We start from the raw sequence: 16,862 nt of genomic DNA on the forward strand, positions 1-16,862 counted from the left end.
CGGAAATCCTCAGCGGGCGGCCCGGGCGCGTTAGCCGCCGTTCTGGCGTTTCAACGCGACGTAGGCCAGCGCCATAAACCCGGCAGCATAGCCGCCCAGCACGCCCCACACGCCGCGCAAGTGATCCGCTTCGTGCTGGTACTTGATGTGCAGCTTGGTCTCCGGTTTGATCGCCACTTTTTGTTTCTGCCCCGAACCCTTGGGTATTTCAATCGTTTGCTCGATCTGTTCCGCATCGACCATGCTGCCGATGTTCGCAACGGAGCCGAGTCCGTCCAGCGTCCAGTGCGAGAACGTCAATTGAGACGCCAATCGGGCGCCGCCGTCCAACTCGAATAACGCGCCCGAAAACAGTATCTGCATGAACACGACGACGAGGACCACGTAGGTGGCAGCCATTTGATTGGCCAGGGCCGAGATCAGCAGACCGCAACAGATGCCGGCCAGCGTCGCCAGCAACAGCGTTATGTAGGTGTCCAGGACGGCGCTGCCAATCAGCCCGCCATCCGGCAATTGCACGCGGGCCATCACGACCAGCATGAGCAAAGCGATTTGTACAAACCCAAACCCCAGCAGAACCGTGATCTTGGATGACAAGTAGGCTGCGATGCTGATGCCCGCGCCGCGCTCACGGCGGTAGATCGACCGCTCCTTGGAGAGTTCGTAGACGGCTGCGAAGATGCCCAGCAATACCGCCGCCAGCGACAAGATCAGCAGCAGGCGTTGCGCCCCGCCAGCAACGAGGTAACCGCCTTTGTCGGCCACAATCGCCTTGATCGCTTCGGCGCCCTTGAGCGTCAACGCATCGGGCTCACTCATGAAGCTCAGGAATACGCCTAACATCGGCATGACGCCCACGAGGATGATCATACTCTTGAGATCATGCCGCAAGAGTTCAAAATACCGTTCCACCAGGATCCACCACTGGCGCACGGGCGAGGCGCGCGGCGTCGACAGTTGCCGGCCGCGCGGCGGCTGGTCATGCCCATTGGACGTCAGTGCGTGCCCGACCGACCGGTTGAGCCGCCGGGCTACATACTCCTGGAATGCTTCCGATCGCTCGTAACGATGTTCCCAGTCCCGCGCCGATTGGTGCTGCAGTTTGATGTAGATCTCGGCAAAAGCGTCATCGCTGCGGCGTTCGCCGCCGCCCGTCGTTTCAAAGAACGCGGGTGCGGTTTCGGGTGGGCCAAAATAGCAGAGCCGCCCCTGCGAAATAAATGCCACGTGATCACATTCACTGATGTTGGCCGTGGCATGCGTAACGAGAACGATCGTGCGCCCGTGGTCCGATTGGCTGCGCAAATCCTTCATGAGTTGCTTTTCCAAGCCGGGGTCGAGGCCCGAGGTCGGTTCGTCCAGAAACAGCAACGGCGGCTCCGCCAGTAGTTCGACGGCGATGTTGACGCGCTTGACTTGTCCTCCGCTCAGCATCTTGACCAACTTGCCCTGATGCTCCGCCATATCCAGTTGGCGCAGAACGGTATCGATCCGGCGCGCTCGCTCAACCGGCGTGGTGTCCGTCGGAAGCCGCAGTCGAGCCGCGAAGTCTAATGTTTGCCGCACCGTCAGATCGGCGTGCACGATGTTGTCTTGCGGCACATACCCGATAATCGAGCGATAGGCATCGAAGTGGGTGTACAGGTCGTCGCCATTGATACGCACTCGTCCGCGCGTGGCCGGCTGGAAACCATTGAGCGCCTTCATCAGCGTCGTTTTGCCTGCCCCGCTGCCGCCGACCAGCGCCACAAACTCGCCGGGATACACGGCCAGCGAGACGTCCTTCAGCAGCGGTTCGGGCTTCCCAGGCACACGGTGTGTTAAATGAAGGGCATCCACGCGGACGGCCGCCATCTGGCTCTGCTGCGTGAGGAAGCCGTGATCCAAGTCAAACGACAGCCGGTACGCCCCGATTTGAATAATATCGCCTGGCCGGATGCGATGGCGCTCGATGCGCCGCCCGTTCACGAAGGTGCCATTGGTTGAGCCCAAATCGCTGATGACGTAGCCATGCGCGGTGCGGTCGACGCGCGCATGAAACCGCGAGACCTGCGGGTGATTGAGCAATACTGCATTGGCGCGGCCACGGCCGATCGTCATCCGTGGAGCGAGCGCTAGTTGTTTGGTCTCCGGGCCGCCCTGCGCTGCGTGGGGCGTCTCGTGTGCGGAATCGGTTTCCGAGCGCGCGGCGGGTTTGTGGTCCACGCCATAGCGCGCCTGGACGCGGCCGAGTTGCACGATCGCGCCATGTTGCAGGCGAACCGGGGCGCCGACCGGCTCGCCGTCAATTCGCACCGGATTTCGCCGGCTCAGGTTTTCGAGGGTGGCGCCGCGCGCGTCGACCACGATGCGCGCGTGGTGCCGCGAGACCGTGTGGTCAGGTAGTCGGATTTGCGCGTCGGGACCGCGGCCCACAAGGTTGCTGGCACCCAGGTCAACGCGATCGCCCTTGCGCTCACCGCTGATAAACTCCAGATAGCCCCGCTCAGACATGCTGTCCTCGCTCCAATCAGGGTAAAGTGGCCGCCGCTTTGGCGATAAGCGGCTTGGCCAAGTTGATCGGCCGCAGGTAACTCAATCGTCCCAGCGTTCGACCGCCAGTGGAATCGGTCATGACCGCGCTAGGCACCCCAATCATTCGCCCATCGGCGGCTACGGCCATACCACCGCTATTGCCGCGGGTTACATCAACGTCGGACTTAATCCACTGGCGCTGGTCGCCTTCCGTGACAAAACCTGAGACGGTGCCTTCGGTGACCGTCAGGGAGTCTCCGCCGATGCCGGGGTAGCCGAGCGTATGAATCCGCTCGCCGATTTGGAGCGTATCGGAGTTGCCCAGCAACACGCGCGGCAGGTTGAGCCCGCTCACCGGGCGGCCATTCAGATCAGCCGTAATCCGCAGTACCGCCAAATCCAAATCTACATCCCACGCAGCCGGAATCGCCCGATAACGCCACTCCGCGTCTCCGTTGGGTAATATGGTTATCGCGACTTCCGCGATCTTCTGGGCATTGTAGAATGATCCGGTTTTGCTATCGCCGATGACGTGGAAATTGGTGAGTATAAGGCCCCGGCTGTCAACGATAGAACCGGAACCGAATGATGTGCCTTGAGGTGTCTGAACCCGCAGTTGCACGGTGGCCTGTTGGGCAGTCTGTAGTACTTGCGCCGCCGATGCGGTTGGAGCGGCCGTCGCCGGTAGCGGCGATGGCGTGGCCGTGGCCGGCGCGGACGTCGGCGTCACGGTCGGCACCGTCGCGATGGCGGTGGCCGTCGGGCGGACAGTGGCTGTGGCCGCGCCGATCTGCGTCGCACCGCTGCTCGGACGAGTCGCCAGATAGAGCACGCCAAAAATAACCAGTGCCGCCGCGCCAACTATCCACAACGGAATCGCCTGGCCGCCGGAGACCGTCACCACATTCAGTGGCGTCTGTCCGATGCGCAAAACATCGCCCGCGTGCAATTCGCGCGGTTGGGCCAGGCGCTCGCCGTTCAACCACGTGCCGTTGGCGCTGCCTTCATCGCGCACGAAGTATTGTCCGCTCTGCCGCCACGCGACCGCATGCTGTCGAGACGCCTGCGGATCACGCAGCGGGATAGCGCACTGCGCATCGCGGCCGATGCGAATGCCGCGCGGCGTGATCCGCACCGGCCGATCGCTGCGGCTACCGGATGCGGCTAAACCGAGTTCGTGGGAAGAAGGCGGCATGCTCACGATAACTGTCCTTGTCCAAAATTACTCGCCCGATTGACGATTGTTGCGCGCCGGTATGGCGCAAAATGGCCGTGCGACGGCGTCGGATGCGCTCGCTCAATACGGCTCCCGCGTGTAGGTCCCGTTGTCGCGCAGCACATACACCAACCGATGTGTTTCGCCGTCGCTATCGCGCAGAATCACGCCCCGCTGGAAAAACTGAAGCTGCATCTTCTGGATATTGCCTTTGCCGAACAACTGCAACTGCTTGCGCGAATCGTACTCACGACCCCACCCAAGGCGGAACTGCACCGGCTTGTCGAGACAGAAGACTTTGGCGAAAATATCGTATACGGGGTAATTTTTCGGTGGATCTGGGTTGGCTTCGTCGCAGTATCCTTCATCGCGACCCGACCAGGCTTCGCCGTCTCGCTTTTCCCACGTTCCGTCGCCGCGATCATCTTCATTGGGCGTGCCGTATGTGATGAGCACGAAATACGGTGCGCCATCGTTGTACAAAAACAGATGTCCGCGGTCAAAGCGCTGCTCATTGAAGCCGATCTGCGTCGAATCCAGTTGTTGGGGCGTCCGCGGGCAGCCGATTTCGTTCACGTGAGCCCGCCAGGTCGCGTAGAACGTCCCGCTCGTTGAGACATTGAACTGGCAATTGGCGTTGGGCCCTGGGTTGCGCGTAGCCGTGGGTGCCGCGGTCGGCGTGCTGGTGGGCGTCTCCGTGACGTCTACAGCAACCGTCGTAGGTGTCGCCGGATTCGTCGGCCGAACTGGTTGGGCAGTTGCCGCGCCGGAGGGCGGGGCTGCCGATGCGCGCACCACAGTGGCCGTCGGCGATGGGGGCGGTGGCGGGGGCGAGGGAAGGCCGATGAACATTAAAAAGAACAACACTGCGACGCCTACGGCTACCATCGGCCAACCAAGCGACGACGATGCGGGGGCCCGTGTCGACAGGGCGCGCTGAAATGCGGATACATGCTGGAATCGTTCGCGCGGGTTCAGACGCAACGCGTGCAGGATGGCGCGTTCAGTGCCGGGGCTGATCGAGGGATCATAGAGGCGCGGCCGCGGCAGCGGCGCGCCCCGCAGCCGCAACTGCGCGTCAACCGGGTCGTGACTGGTCAGCAGGAAATACAGGGTTGCGCCCAGGGAATAGATATCCGAGCGCGGCGTAGTGCCGCCGCCGAATTGTTCCGGCGGAGCAAAGCCCGGGGTCCCGCCGTGCGCCCCAAGCATCGTGGCCTGGCCGGTGGTCTGGATCTTGGCAATGCCAAAATCCACCAGGACGGCGCGCCCCTGCGGCGTAACCCGTATATTGGCCGGTTTGATGTCGCGATGGATGACCCGGTTCGCGTGCAGGTAGGCCACGGCGTCCATGATTTGGCGCATCCACCCCAGGACCTGAGTTTCCGGCAGGTGTCGAACCCGGCTCACGAGGACATTAAGGTCTTCACCGTCGACAAAATCCATCACGAGGTACTGGGTCCCCGCCGTTAGGAAATGGGCGCTGACGCGCGGCAGGTTCGGGTGCTGAAGCCTGGCCAGGATATTCGCTTCGATTTGAAACTGCTTGATCCCGGCCAGGCTGGCGATCCGATTCTCCTTGACAGCCACGCGCCGATTACCGTCGCCCATGTCCGCGGCAAGGTATACCGCGCCCATGCCGCCGTGTCCGAGCAGACCCATAATGCGATACCGCGATAACAACACAGTACCTGGAGCAAGCATAGCGTTGGTCCTAACTCATCACGCTGGCGATGGCCTGGCGTAAGTTCTCTATCGATCTCAACATCGTGTCATGCCCATGGCCTCGCCTGCCATAGTGTGTGACCGCGGCGAATCGATGGTTCAATCACGAAGCCGCTCTAGTTCGACGGGCATGGCTTTTCCTGAATATTGACGAAGATGACCCATCCGCCACCCGGGAACGATACCAGCCGTTCGCGCGATTCATAGTCTTTCATGCTGATGAGCCAGTCGGCTGCACCGTTCAAGCCGTGATAATTGAAATCTCCGCTGGGCACCGTTAGCGCAAACACATCGGGTCCGCCCGCTCTGGGCCGGACTTTTACCAACATCCCAGCGACACCTTTGCCGGTTCGGTCGAGCACCTTGCCTTCGATATAGATAACGCCTGGGCGCTCGGCCTGCCCGACGACCTCCGGGACGAAACAGTAATGCGGGGTCGGCGTCGGTACGGGCCGCGGCGTGCTTGTTGGACTGGGTGTGGGCGTAGGTGTAGCGCACGCAGCGCGCACCTCCGCGAGCATGGTCGTCGCCACACCCACGTCGATACTGCTGATCGCCGCCGCTTTCACCAGCCATACGACGGTTTCCGTGCAACGATGCTCCTGCCAGGTGTCTTTGGCGGCATTGACATAGCTGTTGAACAACAACGCAGGCAGGTTAGGCTGGTAGCCTGGAGTTGCCGCGTACAAGTTCGCGAATTTATCCGACGCGGCGGTCCATTGCCGCCCGTCATACGCTTTCTGCGCGTCGACAAACAGAACGGCCTGCTGGCGTTGCACAGCGACGGCGGCATCGTTGGGACGCAATGCGAGTGCTTCATTAAAGTATGCCACCGCGCTTATCACGGTTCCGCTCTGGACGAGTTCCACGGCGCGACTGGCGTTGGCGCCGTACAGTTTCTCGTTCAGTCCCGGATAGCTTGGATCCGATTTCTTCACACGACCCCATTGCTCCAAGGCGCCCACAAAATCGCCGTCGTCAAACCGCCGCTGGCCGGCGGCAAATACCGCGGGCAATTGCTCCTTGTCGGCAACGAGCCCGAGACCGGCGACGGCGTCTGCATTGGCCGAATCGCAGTCGAGCACCGCTTGGTAGGCGCGCCGGGCGTCATCATATTTCCGGTTGTCCACGTATTGCTGTGCTTGCACCAACTTAATGACGCCGATCTGTTTGCACTGTTGTTGCTGGTTGAACATCACAGCCGACACCGCTACCACGGCCACCATCAGAATGCCCAGTAATGCCCACGCGAGCCACAGCCCCGGCCGGGGCGGGTGCGGTTTTCCGTTCAACGCGGATGCGCCACGCCCGGAGGCCACGGCCTTGGCCCTGAACTCGTCCACGATAGTGGCGATCGATTGGGTGCGCTTAGAAGGTTCCGGCGCTATGGCCGATTGGACCGCTCGTCGGCGACTTTCAGTCCACGCGATCTCGCGCGGAACCTGTATGGGAGATTCAGCGTTGCCCGTGCGTGCGGCAAAGGCGGGCCCCATAGATAGATGAATCGCCAGAACGCCGAGCGCGAAAATATCGCCAGTAGTCGTGGCCGGTTGCCCGGTACGCCGTTCCGGCGGCAGATAGGCGCCGTTGACGCCGGGCATCGATTCGGGTGCGCTGGCGATGCGTGCAAAGACCAGATCGTCCAACAGAACGGCACCGCCCGGCGCCAGCAGCAAATTGTTCGGTGTCAGGCGTCCGTAGGCAATCCCGCGGGCGTGCAGACTTTCCAACGCATGCGCCACGGCCGCCAGCATGTTCGCCGCCTCTTCCGCCGTGAGGGTGGACTCGAGGCGATCCGCCAACGCGCCGCCCTCGATGTATTTTTCGACCAGCAAACACGTATCGTCCAGAATTGTCGCTTCATAGACCGGCGCCACGACCGGGCTATCCATCTGCGCCACGAACTTCGCGGCTTGTGTGAATTGCGACGCTATATCCGGATCGGCCGGCGGGATCGGCAACGTTTTTACGACGACCTTGCGCGACAGGCTGGGCTGCTCGGCCACATAACTTACGGTACTGCGCCCACGGCCCAGGACGCCGATAATCGTGTACTGGCCGACGATTTGGCCGGCTGAAAATTCTTTCATGCGCGGCCCCTATTTCGTGCAGCTTTGCGTTTCGAGTTTCACAGTGATTTCCATAGCCGTGTAGTCATGTCCCGGACCGGTGCGCGGGTCAATGCCAAAATCAAGATCGTCGCCGGCGTTCACGGCGAGAGCGGCTACCTCCGCATTGCGCACGCCGATGGTATCGAGCGCTCTGATTGGCGCCGACCACGGGTACGCGCCTTTGTAGCGCAAATAGACCGTCACGCCGTCGCCCGGGTTGTAGGGATCCTCGACGTCCAGCTTATATGCGCTGACGTAGATGTGCACGCGCCCGGTCGCCGGGCTTCGCCACCGGCGAATGATGTCTTTGCTGTTGGAACTCGACGGGAAACCAGGATGCGCGCCCAGCTCTTCCATGCGTACCCACTGGTGAAACGTGTACCACGTTCGCGTTTCTTCATTCCAGAAATTGATCGGCTCCAGCGCCGTGCTGTTGCCGACTACGGTTATGAGGTAGAACCAGCCGTTTTTCCCCTGCGTGCCGCTGAAACCGGACCGCGAGTTGGCAATCGTCGCGAGGCTAATCTGCTTCTGCCCGGCCAACTGGTTCTGAAGTTCCGCAAGTTCGGCGTTGGTTGGATTGAGCACGGTCGCTTTGGCCAGGCGGTCCTCCACCTGCGGCAGACTCGCACATTGGTTGCCGGCCAATAGGCTGCGAGCATCCCCGACGTATGCTTGATAAAGCTCGGCGCGGCCGCCCGTCAGCGCACTGCGAATTTCCGGATTATCCGGCACGACGCGATCGGCGCGCTCGAAGTCTTCGACCGCGCGTTCAAGCGCGTCGATACCTGCGCCGCTCTTTGTCTGGCGTCCACGCTGGACGTAGGATTGTGCCAGGCGCGGCTTCGCCCGTGGCAGGCGATCAGCTATCGAGGACAACACAGCTATGGCCCGATCCCACTGACCCGCGCTAAAGGCGTCGAGCCCCTTGCGATAGTCTGCCGCCAGACGCTGCAGGGCACGCGCCTCAGAATCCTCGCTTCGTCCCGGCAGCGACAACGCGCCATCGAAGCGGGCGAGCGCAAGATCTACTTCATCCGCGTACAAGCGAAGGCGGCCGCACTCGACGCCGGCGCGAAAGACATTGGCCGTGCTGATTTCCGGCCGGTTGCGAACGCTATCGTACCGGTCGATCGCCTCGCAGTAGCGGCCATCGGCCAGATCGCGATCGGCGGTGCGAATGGCCGCCTGTGACTCGATCGCCAATCGCGCCGCATCACGGCGGGCGGCGGCATCTTTGTAGCTCGGATCGAACGCCAGTGCCTTGTCGAATTCGATGAGCGCCAGTTGCGGTGTGTCCGCATTCGCATAGACGATACCTTGCTGGTATGCCGCTTCTGCCTGCAATGTCAGGGTGCCGTTGCGAGCTACGGCATACGCCAGAGCGATTACGACGACAACCGCTGCGGCGGCAGCGATCCACCATGCCGGGAACGGGCGCGGCTTCGGCGCAACCGGTGGGATGCGTTCCACTGACGGCTTCGGCTCCGGAACGGCAAGGTTGCCGGCCAGGCCGGATTGCCAGGCATCCCAAAATTCCCGCACATTTTGGAAGCGATCTTCCGGGCGCTTAGCCAGGGCGCGTGTGACTACATATTCGATCTGGTCGCTGAGATCGCCACGTCTTTTCCGCAAACTCGGCACCGGCGCCGAGGCGTGCAGCTCCAGTGTTTGCCACGCGGTTGCGCCATGGAACGGCGTCGCGCCAGAAAGCATCTCATACAGCATGACGCCTAGTGCGTAGACGTCACTGCGCGCATCCACGACGGAGCCGCCTGCTTGCTCGGGCGACATGTACTCGGGCGTTCCCACCAGTACCCCGGTGCGGGTCAGCAACTGCTTGTCGTTGCCCGCGTGGCTTCCGAGGATGAGCGTGCTCTCGCCGCCCAGGATCTTGGCGATGCCAAAATCCGCCAGCAAGATGTGGGCGTCCGGTTTCGTGTACAGGACATTGGACGGTTTCAAGTCGCGATGGACGATGGCAGGATCATGCTCGTGGGCAGCCGCCAGCGCGTCGGTCAACACACACAGCACATTAGTCGCGAAGTCGAGCGGCATCGCTTTGCCATGAATCCGATCGTAAAGCGTGCCGCCCTCCGCCAGCGGAAGCACCATGAACAGCAGGTCGTCCGCCTGGCCATAATCGAGCACCTGCAAGATATGGGGGTGTTGGAGACCGGCGATGATGCGCGCCTCCTGCTGGAAGCGCATGGCGATTGACACGTCGCTGCCCGCACGCAGAATCTTGATCGCAACCTGGCGCTCCAGTTGCAGGTCGCGTGCGCGATAGAGAACACCCATGCCGCCTTGCCCGATCTGCGCCGCGAGGCGGTAACGGTTCTTGAGGATGCGGCCTATCATTGTGCGCTACTCATGTCGTGAATAGCCTCGTACGCTCGTCATAATAGTTTGACCCTGCCGCCGGGCGGCAGCGTCACCCCCGCCGGATTACCCAACCGGCGCCGGCGGCAGCCGATCGAGCAGCCCCTGGATTGATGCATTCTTCTCGAAGCGCAGGCTGGCGGCCAGGCACGAGCGCGCCAGGTCATATGAGTGAATCTCGAAAAACCGCGCGCCCTGATACGCCAGCAACTGGGCGTTGTTGGGTTCCAGTTGGATGCCGCCGGCGAGGTCCCAGAGCAACGCCGCCAGCGTGTAGATGACGCCCCGCGGGCCGACGAGTACGGACAAAGCAGCAGAACCGATTCCCCGCTGGGCACGACAGCCGCGGCCCAGGGTCTTCGCAGACGATGCGCGCTTGAATGTGATAATCAGGACGCTAATGACGTACATGTGCATGACAACCCGCTCGCCAATTCCCGGGCCTGCGCACGGCGGGGCCCCTGCCGTGGGCTTCTCGCAATGACGGTCAGGCGCAACTCCATTTCGCGCCTTTCATTGGCTGTTGTGCATTTCGGGTTCCGACATCTTTCCGAGCCGCCGGGGCATAGCCTCCAAACCGCCGCTTCTTACCCCTCAGCCACTCCCCGCGCACCGGAAACCGACGTAGTTGTACATCAGCGGCCCTTTGCTGCCGATGCGGCCGGACGCGCGCGCGCTGGCTGCTCCGAAATCGTACGACCCGCCGCGCAGCACACGACTCGAGCCGGAATCCGGCCCCTTCGGGTCTAGCGTCGGCGCGTTCTGATAATAGGTATCACTGTACCGGTCCGCGACCCACTCCCATACATTCCCCGCCATATCCAGCGCACCGTACGGACTGGCGCCTTGCGGATAGCTCCCTATAGTAGTTGTGTCCCCCGCTCCACCATCAATCGAGTTGAGCCTGCTCTTTTCAAACTCATTACCCCATGGATAAACCCGCCCGTCCGTGCCGCGCGCCGCCTTCTCCCATTCCGCTTCCGTCGGCAACCGCTTCCCATCCCATCCGCAGAAGTTCTGCGCGTCGTTCCACGAGACGTAGATCACCGGGTAGTTGCTGTACTGCGCGTTAAGGTAATAGTGTGGGCGTGTGTACGAAAGGAGAGAGACTGGCGCGCTGCATGCCCCTGCCGTCACGCACTTCGCATACTGCGCGTTTGTCACCTCGGTCTTGTCAATCCAGTAGCCGTCCAGCGCCACCCTGTGCTGTGGTTTCTCGTCATTCCAGTTGGTGTTGCTCCCCATCTTGAAGTCGCCTGCCGGTACGTACACCATCGCCCCGCTGCCGAAGACACGCTCTTCGCCCAGGCGCGGCGCAGAGGGCGCCGGCGATGGCGTTGCCGCCGGAACGTAGCCGGGCACTCCCCCACCCGCCGACAGCGCGATCAGCGCGATCAGCACAACAGCGCTGGCGACGGAGGCCCAGATGATGCGATTAGTGCGCGCCCACTTGACCGGCGCAGGTACCGCCTGCCCCTGCAACGCCAATCGCATGTCGCGGGCGCTTTGCCAGCGTTGCCGCGCATCCAACTCCAGCGCCCTCATAATCACCGCCCCAACCCGGGATGACAATGCCGGCCGCAACTGCCGGGGCGGCGCCAGCGACGCGCGCCCCGACGTGCGCAGGGTGGACGCCGGGGGTATCTGGCCGGTCAGCAGCGTATAGAACGTTGCGCCCAGCGCGTAGACGTCGCTGCGCTCGTCGGTGTGCTGGTCATACTGTTCCGGCGGCGTGTAGCCGGGTGTGATCCCGCGCGCGCCCACCATCGTCGCGGTACCTTCAATTTGCAGCTTGGCGATCCCGAAATCGACCAGCACCGCCTTGCCGCCCGGCGTTACTTTGATGTTGCCTGGCTTAATGTCACGATGGATGATGGGCGGTCTCTGGCCGTGCAGATACTCGACCGCGCCGAGCACCTGCATCATCCAGGGCAGAGCGGCAGTTTCCGTCAGTGCGCCGGCGCGCTTGACGGTGGCGTCCAGGTCTTCGCCCTCGATGTAATCCATGACCAGATACTGGCTGTGCGTTTCCACAAAGTGGTCTGATACCCGCGGCAGGTTCGGGTGATTGAGCATCGCCAGCAGGACAGCCTCCGTCTCGAATTGCGCGATCGCATCGGCCGACGACGTGGTGTTCTCCTTGACGGCCACCAGCCGATCACCCAAGCGCGTGTCGCGCGCCAGGTACACGCGGCCCATGCCGCCGTTGCCCAATTCGCGCACGATCTGATAGCGCGCTTGCAGGATGGCGTCTGGAAATAACATTGGGTAACCGTGGTTTTCGCTGTTCGAAACTATCGAAATCGAATGGTGTGCAAGCGATTGCGCAATTCTGCTTCTATGGCGACACAGTGTCTAGCGCGACACCGTCACTTCACCCACATCGACCACGCCACGACAAGGCTAACCAACAATAAAGCCAGGCTCACCCCCGCAACCATGACCACCGCCTGATTGAGCTTGCGCGCATCGGAGGTACTGTGCCAAAGCGCCTGCGCAAACTCGTCGACTGAATCAAAGCGATCGTCCGGGCGCTTGGCCAGGGCGCGCATAATGACGAGTGGCAGGGCGGGCGGTAATCCACGGACCACCAGCGGCGGCGCCGCTTCGCCCACTTGCTGGCGCAGTACAACGGCTATATCATCGCCGCCGAACGGCCGCCATCCGGCCAGCATTTCATATAGCACCGTCGCCAGCGCATACTGATCGCCGCGCCCATCGACAGGCCGTCCGACGATCTGTTCGGGGGGCATGTAGGCCGCCGAGCCAAGCGCAAATGCGCTGCTCGTACTGAAGCGTGTCCCCCGCGCACCGGCAATGCCCAGGTCCGTCAGCAGCGCGCGCCCTCCGGCCCCAAACATGATATTGCTCGGCTTGACGTCGCCATGCACAATATTCTGTTCGTGCAGATACGCCAACGCCCCCGCGACATGTGATACGATCATAACCGCGCGCGGCCACGGCAAGCGCGAACGTTGCCGCCACGGCAAACGCGATCGTTTAGACAAGGTTCGCTCCAGACTCTGGCCGCGCACAAACGGCATGGCCAGATATAAATGCCCGCCGAGTTCTCCGTAGTCGACAACGGGCACGATGCCGGGATGTCGAATGCCGGCCGCCATTTGGGCGGTCTGGAGGAATCGCCGTCGATATTCCGGGTTGGCCGCCGTGTCTTTGAAAAGAATCTTCACAGCCACCTGACGCCTGTGCTCATCAAGCGCCTTATACACGGTGGCTGTCCGGGTGCGCCCAATCACGCTGTGCAAGCGGTAAGGGCCAAACGCCTTCACGGATTGCGTTGGCATGGCAGTACCCTTTGCTGCGTGGCCGCAGTCACGGCAAGCCCCAATCCATTCGCCGACCAGCCGGATCGATCAGGACGCCTGGCAAATCGAGGAGCTTGAAATTCGCGCTCGGATCGTCAAAGCCAACCAGCCACACGGCCCATTGGCCGTCTCGATTCGACAAGTAGGCAATCCACTTGCCGTTGGGCGACCAGGTCGGCGCGACATTTTGGCCTTCGGCGGCCAGCACTCTGCGCCCGCGGCCGTCGCGCGAGTTGCGGTTCACCAGATGAATTTCCGGCGCTGGGTTATCGCGCGACACGTATACGAGCCACTGCCCGTCGCGCGACCAGTCGGGCGCGGTGTCAGACGCGCCAGGCGTTAGCCGGCAACAAGCGTTTTGCAGCGCATAGCCTTTGTCGTCGGTCGTCCAGATGCCGCAACTGGAGCGAATGCAACCGACGTATGCAAATAGACCCGACGCCTCGGAGAACGACGGCCAGCGCGCGTCCGGAATCAGTGTGGTCGTCTGGGCGCCGATCGTTGGCGGTTTCTCGTCAAAACCGTAGCGATCGACAATGAAGAGGTGCGGATTGCGCGAGACATCCCGAATGGAAGTGAATACGACGCGTCCTTTGCTGAAAACCGGGTATGCATCATCCGGCGCTCCAGACACACGCGCGAAGCTGGAGCCGGGGAAGTCATAGAAATAGATGCCTTCGCTGCGGCCCAGACCGCTATCGGACCATGCAATTGATCGGAACAATAGACGCTTGCCGTCTTCCTGGAACTGGGGGTCAGTCGCAGCCAGGGCTACCACCGTGTACTTCGCTGGATCGCTGACGTTGACCAGAATGATTTGCTGATCCAGCTTCGTTTCGCATTTGCCGGCACAGATCGGTATAGCCAAGCGTCCGGCAATGATCGGCGTGGGCGTGGGCGGTACCGGCGTTTCGGTCGGCGTGGGCGGTACCGGTGTGCGAGTCGGCGTGGGAGGCGGCGGAAGCGTCGGCGTGCGCGTGAGCGTCGGTACGGGCGTACGGGTGACCGTTGGCGTTAGCGTCGGGGTGGGAGTTGGCGGCAGAACCAGTGCGACCTTGAGCTCGCTTCGCCCCGACAACTCGCCCGCGTACAGACGAACCCACGTGCCTTTCCCATCTGCACCCATAGCCACAGTGGGGACAAAGAAGTAGTAACGCCCGCTTGCATACGCAATCTCCCCAATCACTTCGCCGGTGCTCTTGGTGCTGACGCGGATGAGACCGCTCATCGGATCGTCTGCCGTGGAAAAGAGGCTGGATGGCATAGCCAACTGCAACAACTTGAGCCGACTTTCCAAATATGAATCCTTCGGGGTTGGTACCGGTTGGTAGTCCGCCAGCGCGTCGATGCTCGTCCACTGATCGGTGCCCGCGTCCGATACCCCGTAGGTGGGAACGGCGCCGCCCTCGGCTTTCAGCCAGAACCAATGCGATTTGGTCTGGACGAGGAGCAGGTTGCCGAGCGGCTGGGGCCGGCTGCCGCGCATCGTGAATTCGCTCAGCGAGTCAGGGAACGGCGACAACTCAATAACGCCGCCGCCTCGGGTGACGATGCTCTTGATGGCGGGGACGGGTGGGATGACCGCCGCGAACGCGGTAGGCGTGGGCTGGGGCAACGGCGCCGCGTCCGGTGGCGCGCCAAACTCGCCCAGCACTGGCGCGAACCAATCGGGCCTGACGGCGTACCCGGCCACCATGCCGATCACGACGACTGCCAGCAGTGCCGCGACGACTAACGGCACGAAGGCACGCCGACGGGCATGCGGCGCACCGGCACGCTCTTCCGCATCAGGCGCTCCGGCGACGACTGCCGAACCCGTGCCTTCGAGCGCGGCAACGAGCGCGCCGCAGTCCGCAAAGCGGCGGGCTGGTTTCTTGGCCAGCGCCGTCGCCAATGCCTGTTCTACATTGGCCGGCAGTTCAACCCGCACCGCGCGGATCGGCGCCGCCGGCGTGTGTACCGTCCGATACGCTGAAGCCATCGGCGTGTCGGCGCGGAATGGGTTGGAGCCGGTCAGCATCTCGTACAACACGACCGCGAGCGAATACAAATCGCTGCGGCTGTCGATCTCATCCCCCTGCGCCTGCTCCGGTGACATATATTCGGGTGTGCCGATGGCCGTGCCGGTGCGCGTTACGCGCGTGCCTGCCGCCGCTTTGGCGATGCCGAAGTCGGTCAGGAACGCTTTGTCTTGCTTGTCGATCAGGATATTGCTCGGCTTGACATCACGATGGATGATGCCGTGCGCATGGGCAAAATCGAGCGCGGAACCAATCGCTTGCGCAAGCGTAATGGTCTCCGGCAGGCTGAACTTCCGGCCGGATTCCAACAGGTGAGCCAGGGTCTGGCCGTCGATGAACTCCATCGCGATGTAGTGGATTCCATCTTCCTCGGCAATATCGACCACCCGCACGATGTGGTCGTGCGGGATTTCGCTGGTGGCGCGCGCCTCCTGCCGGAAGCGCGCGACGAACTGCTGGTCGAACACCAGATGCGGCGCCAGTATCTTGATCGCGAAGAAGCGGTTCAGGATTTTGTGGCGCGCCTTGAAGACGGCGCCCATCCCGCCGCGGCCGATCTCTTCCAGTATTTCGTATTGGCCGAGCGTGCGGCCGATCAAGGTATCCATCGGAGGCTATTTCCGGAAAAAATCTACGCTTGTAAAATCAGTACGTCCCGAATTATCAGTGAAGTGAGTGATGGTTGTAACCTGAAGAATATTTGTCGCTTTCACGAATCCCAAAGTCTGGTTCCGGGTCGCGAATCCATCGTTCTTGAACATGAGGACAGGGCTACCTTTGTAAGTCACCATGCTTATCCCCGCATCGCAGTCCGTTGGGTGACATCTTCCCCAAAAGTGAGCGATAAATTGGTCGCCCTCGCTCGTGATTTCCACCTTTGTCCAACTTCTGGTGTTGTCATCAATGTTGTGCCAGATGCCCAAGAAGGTCTTCAGCGGTGGAAAGACCGTGGGTGTAGCTGTGGGCGTTAGGCTTAGCAGGCCGCTTTTAGCTTCGGCCCCATCAGGTTTCAATTCAAGAGCGTACTGAAACCACATAATCGCGTCCGCTTTCTTTCCGGCAGTCGAGTAATATGCTCCGTAGTTGTACATTGCAACGTAGAGTTTGTCATTGATAGTCGAATCGGTCGGATCAAGCTTGTTCGCTTGTTTCAATAAATCGACTGTCTGTGCCCAATCCTTCCCCCACACGAGATCGACTTTGGCCATCAATCCGGCAACGCGCATCTGACTGGTCTGCGTAGCGGTCGATGTCGCCAGAGGCTTTGCCGTCACGGTGGGCATAAGTTGTGTGCTCATAGTGACGGGTGACGAGGTCGTCAGGAGCGCACGGGGAATAATGGCCTCACTCGCTCCGGCCGGCGCTACCGGCACAACACTCGTCGAGTTCGCTGCGACGACGATGAGGGCGATGAGCAGAGCGCACAATCCCACGGCAATCGCGAAGGGCCTCAGACCGAGCCGCCGCCTGCTTGCGGGGGGCGCAGTGGCGTTACTCCCCAGCGCGCTTACCAGTGCGTCAGCCGTCGCAAACCGATCTGCCGGTTTCTTCGCCAGTCCCTTCGCCA

The 16,862-nt window shown here is 61.9% G+C and carries 10 protein-coding genes; all 10 read right to left on the reverse strand.

Translation table 11 applies throughout. From position 1 onward, the window contains the following. Window positions 1-30: 30 nt before the first annotated feature. Entirely contained in the window at window positions 31-2,493 is a 2,463-nt protein-coding gene (locus HZB53_06760; GenBank protein MBI5877332.1) for an FHA domain-containing protein, read from the reverse strand. Between the two features lie 16 nt (window positions 2,494-2,509). Continuing rightward, window positions 2,510-3,715, reverse strand: coding sequence for a trypsin-like peptidase domain-containing protein (locus HZB53_06765; protein ID MBI5877333.1), 1,206 nt, complete (start codon window positions 3,713-3,715; stop codon window positions 2,510-2,512). A gap of 96 nt (window positions 3,716-3,811) precedes the next feature. After that, complete coding sequence (locus HZB53_06770) at window positions 3,812-5,392, reverse strand: serine/threonine protein kinase (protein ID MBI5877334.1); 1,581 nt, start codon at window positions 5,390-5,392, stop codon at window positions 3,812-3,814. 179 nt (window positions 5,393-5,571) lie between these two features. After that, complete coding sequence (locus tag HZB53_06775) at window positions 5,572-7,545, reverse strand: protein kinase (GenBank protein MBI5877335.1); 1,974 nt, start codon at window positions 7,543-7,545, stop codon at window positions 5,572-5,574. Window positions 7,546-7,554: 9 nt separating this feature from the next. After that, on the reverse strand, window positions 7,555-9,927 hold the full coding sequence (locus tag HZB53_06780; GenBank protein MBI5877336.1) for a protein kinase: 2,373 nt from the start codon (window positions 9,925-9,927) through the stop codon (window positions 7,555-7,557). A gap of 87 nt (window positions 9,928-10,014) precedes the next feature. Beyond that, window positions 10,015-10,257: a hypothetical protein gene (locus HZB53_06785; protein MBI5877337.1), complete on the reverse strand. Its 243-nt coding sequence runs from the start codon at window positions 10,255-10,257 to the stop codon at window positions 10,015-10,017. Between the two features lie 285 nt (window positions 10,258-10,542). Continuing rightward, the gene (locus tag HZB53_06790; GenBank protein MBI5877338.1) at window positions 10,543-12,213 is read right to left on the reverse strand and encodes an SUMF1/EgtB/PvdO family nonheme iron enzyme; all 1,671 of its coding nucleotides are present in this window, start codon (window positions 12,211-12,213) and stop codon (window positions 10,543-10,545) included. Window positions 12,214-12,317: 104 nt separating this feature from the next. Then, window positions 12,318-13,253 carry a serine/threonine protein kinase gene (locus tag HZB53_06795; protein MBI5877339.1) on the reverse strand — a complete coding sequence of 312 codons (936 nt, stop codon included), beginning with the start codon at window positions 13,251-13,253 and terminating at the stop codon, window positions 12,318-12,320. A gap of 28 nt (window positions 13,254-13,281) precedes the next feature. Next, window positions 13,282-15,903 (reverse strand): serine/threonine-protein kinase, encoded by a 2,622-nt coding sequence (locus tag HZB53_06800; protein MBI5877340.1) that lies wholly within the window; start codon window positions 15,901-15,903, stop codon window positions 13,282-13,284. Window positions 15,904-15,909: 6 nt separating this feature from the next. Further along, a complete protein-coding gene (locus HZB53_06805; protein ID MBI5877341.1) occupies window positions 15,910-16,578 on the reverse strand; it encodes a hypothetical protein in 669 nt (222 codons plus the stop codon). Window positions 16,579-16,862 lie beyond the last annotated feature (284 nt).

The organism is Chloroflexota bacterium (genome assembly GCA_016235055.1).
Taxonomy (GTDB): Bacteria; Chloroflexota; Anaerolineae; order JACRMK01; family JACRMK01; genus JACRMK01.

Excerpts from the sequence above, each read along its gene's own strand:
- HZB53_06805 (MBI5877341.1), bottom strand. The coding sequence starts at position 16,578 with ATGCCCACCGTGACGGCAAAGCCTCTGGCGACATCGACCGCTACGCAG.
- HZB53_06775 (MBI5877335.1), bottom strand. The coding sequence starts at position 7,545 with ATGAAAGAATTTTCAGCCGGCCAAATCGTCGGCCAGTACACGATTATC.
- HZB53_06770 (MBI5877334.1), bottom strand. The coding sequence starts at position 5,392 with ATGGGTCTGCTCGGACACGGCGGCATGGGCGCGGTATACCTTGCCGCG.
- HZB53_06795 (MBI5877339.1), bottom strand. The coding sequence starts at position 13,253 with ATGCCAACGCAATCCGTGAAGGCGTTTGGCCCTTACCGCTTGCACAGC.
- HZB53_06800 (MBI5877340.1), bottom strand. The coding sequence starts at position 15,903 with ATGGATACCTTGATCGGCCGCACGCTCGGCCAATACGAAATACTGGAA.
- HZB53_06760 (MBI5877332.1), bottom strand. The coding sequence starts at position 2,493 with ATGTCTGAGCGGGGCTATCTGGAGTTTATCAGCGGTGAGCGCAAGGGC.
- HZB53_06780 (MBI5877336.1), bottom strand. The coding sequence starts at position 9,927 with ATGATAGGCCGCATCCTCAAGAACCGTTACCGCCTCGCGGCGCAGATC.
- HZB53_06790 (MBI5877338.1), bottom strand. The coding sequence starts at position 12,213 with ATGTTATTTCCAGACGCCATCCTGCAAGCGCGCTATCAGATCGTGCGC.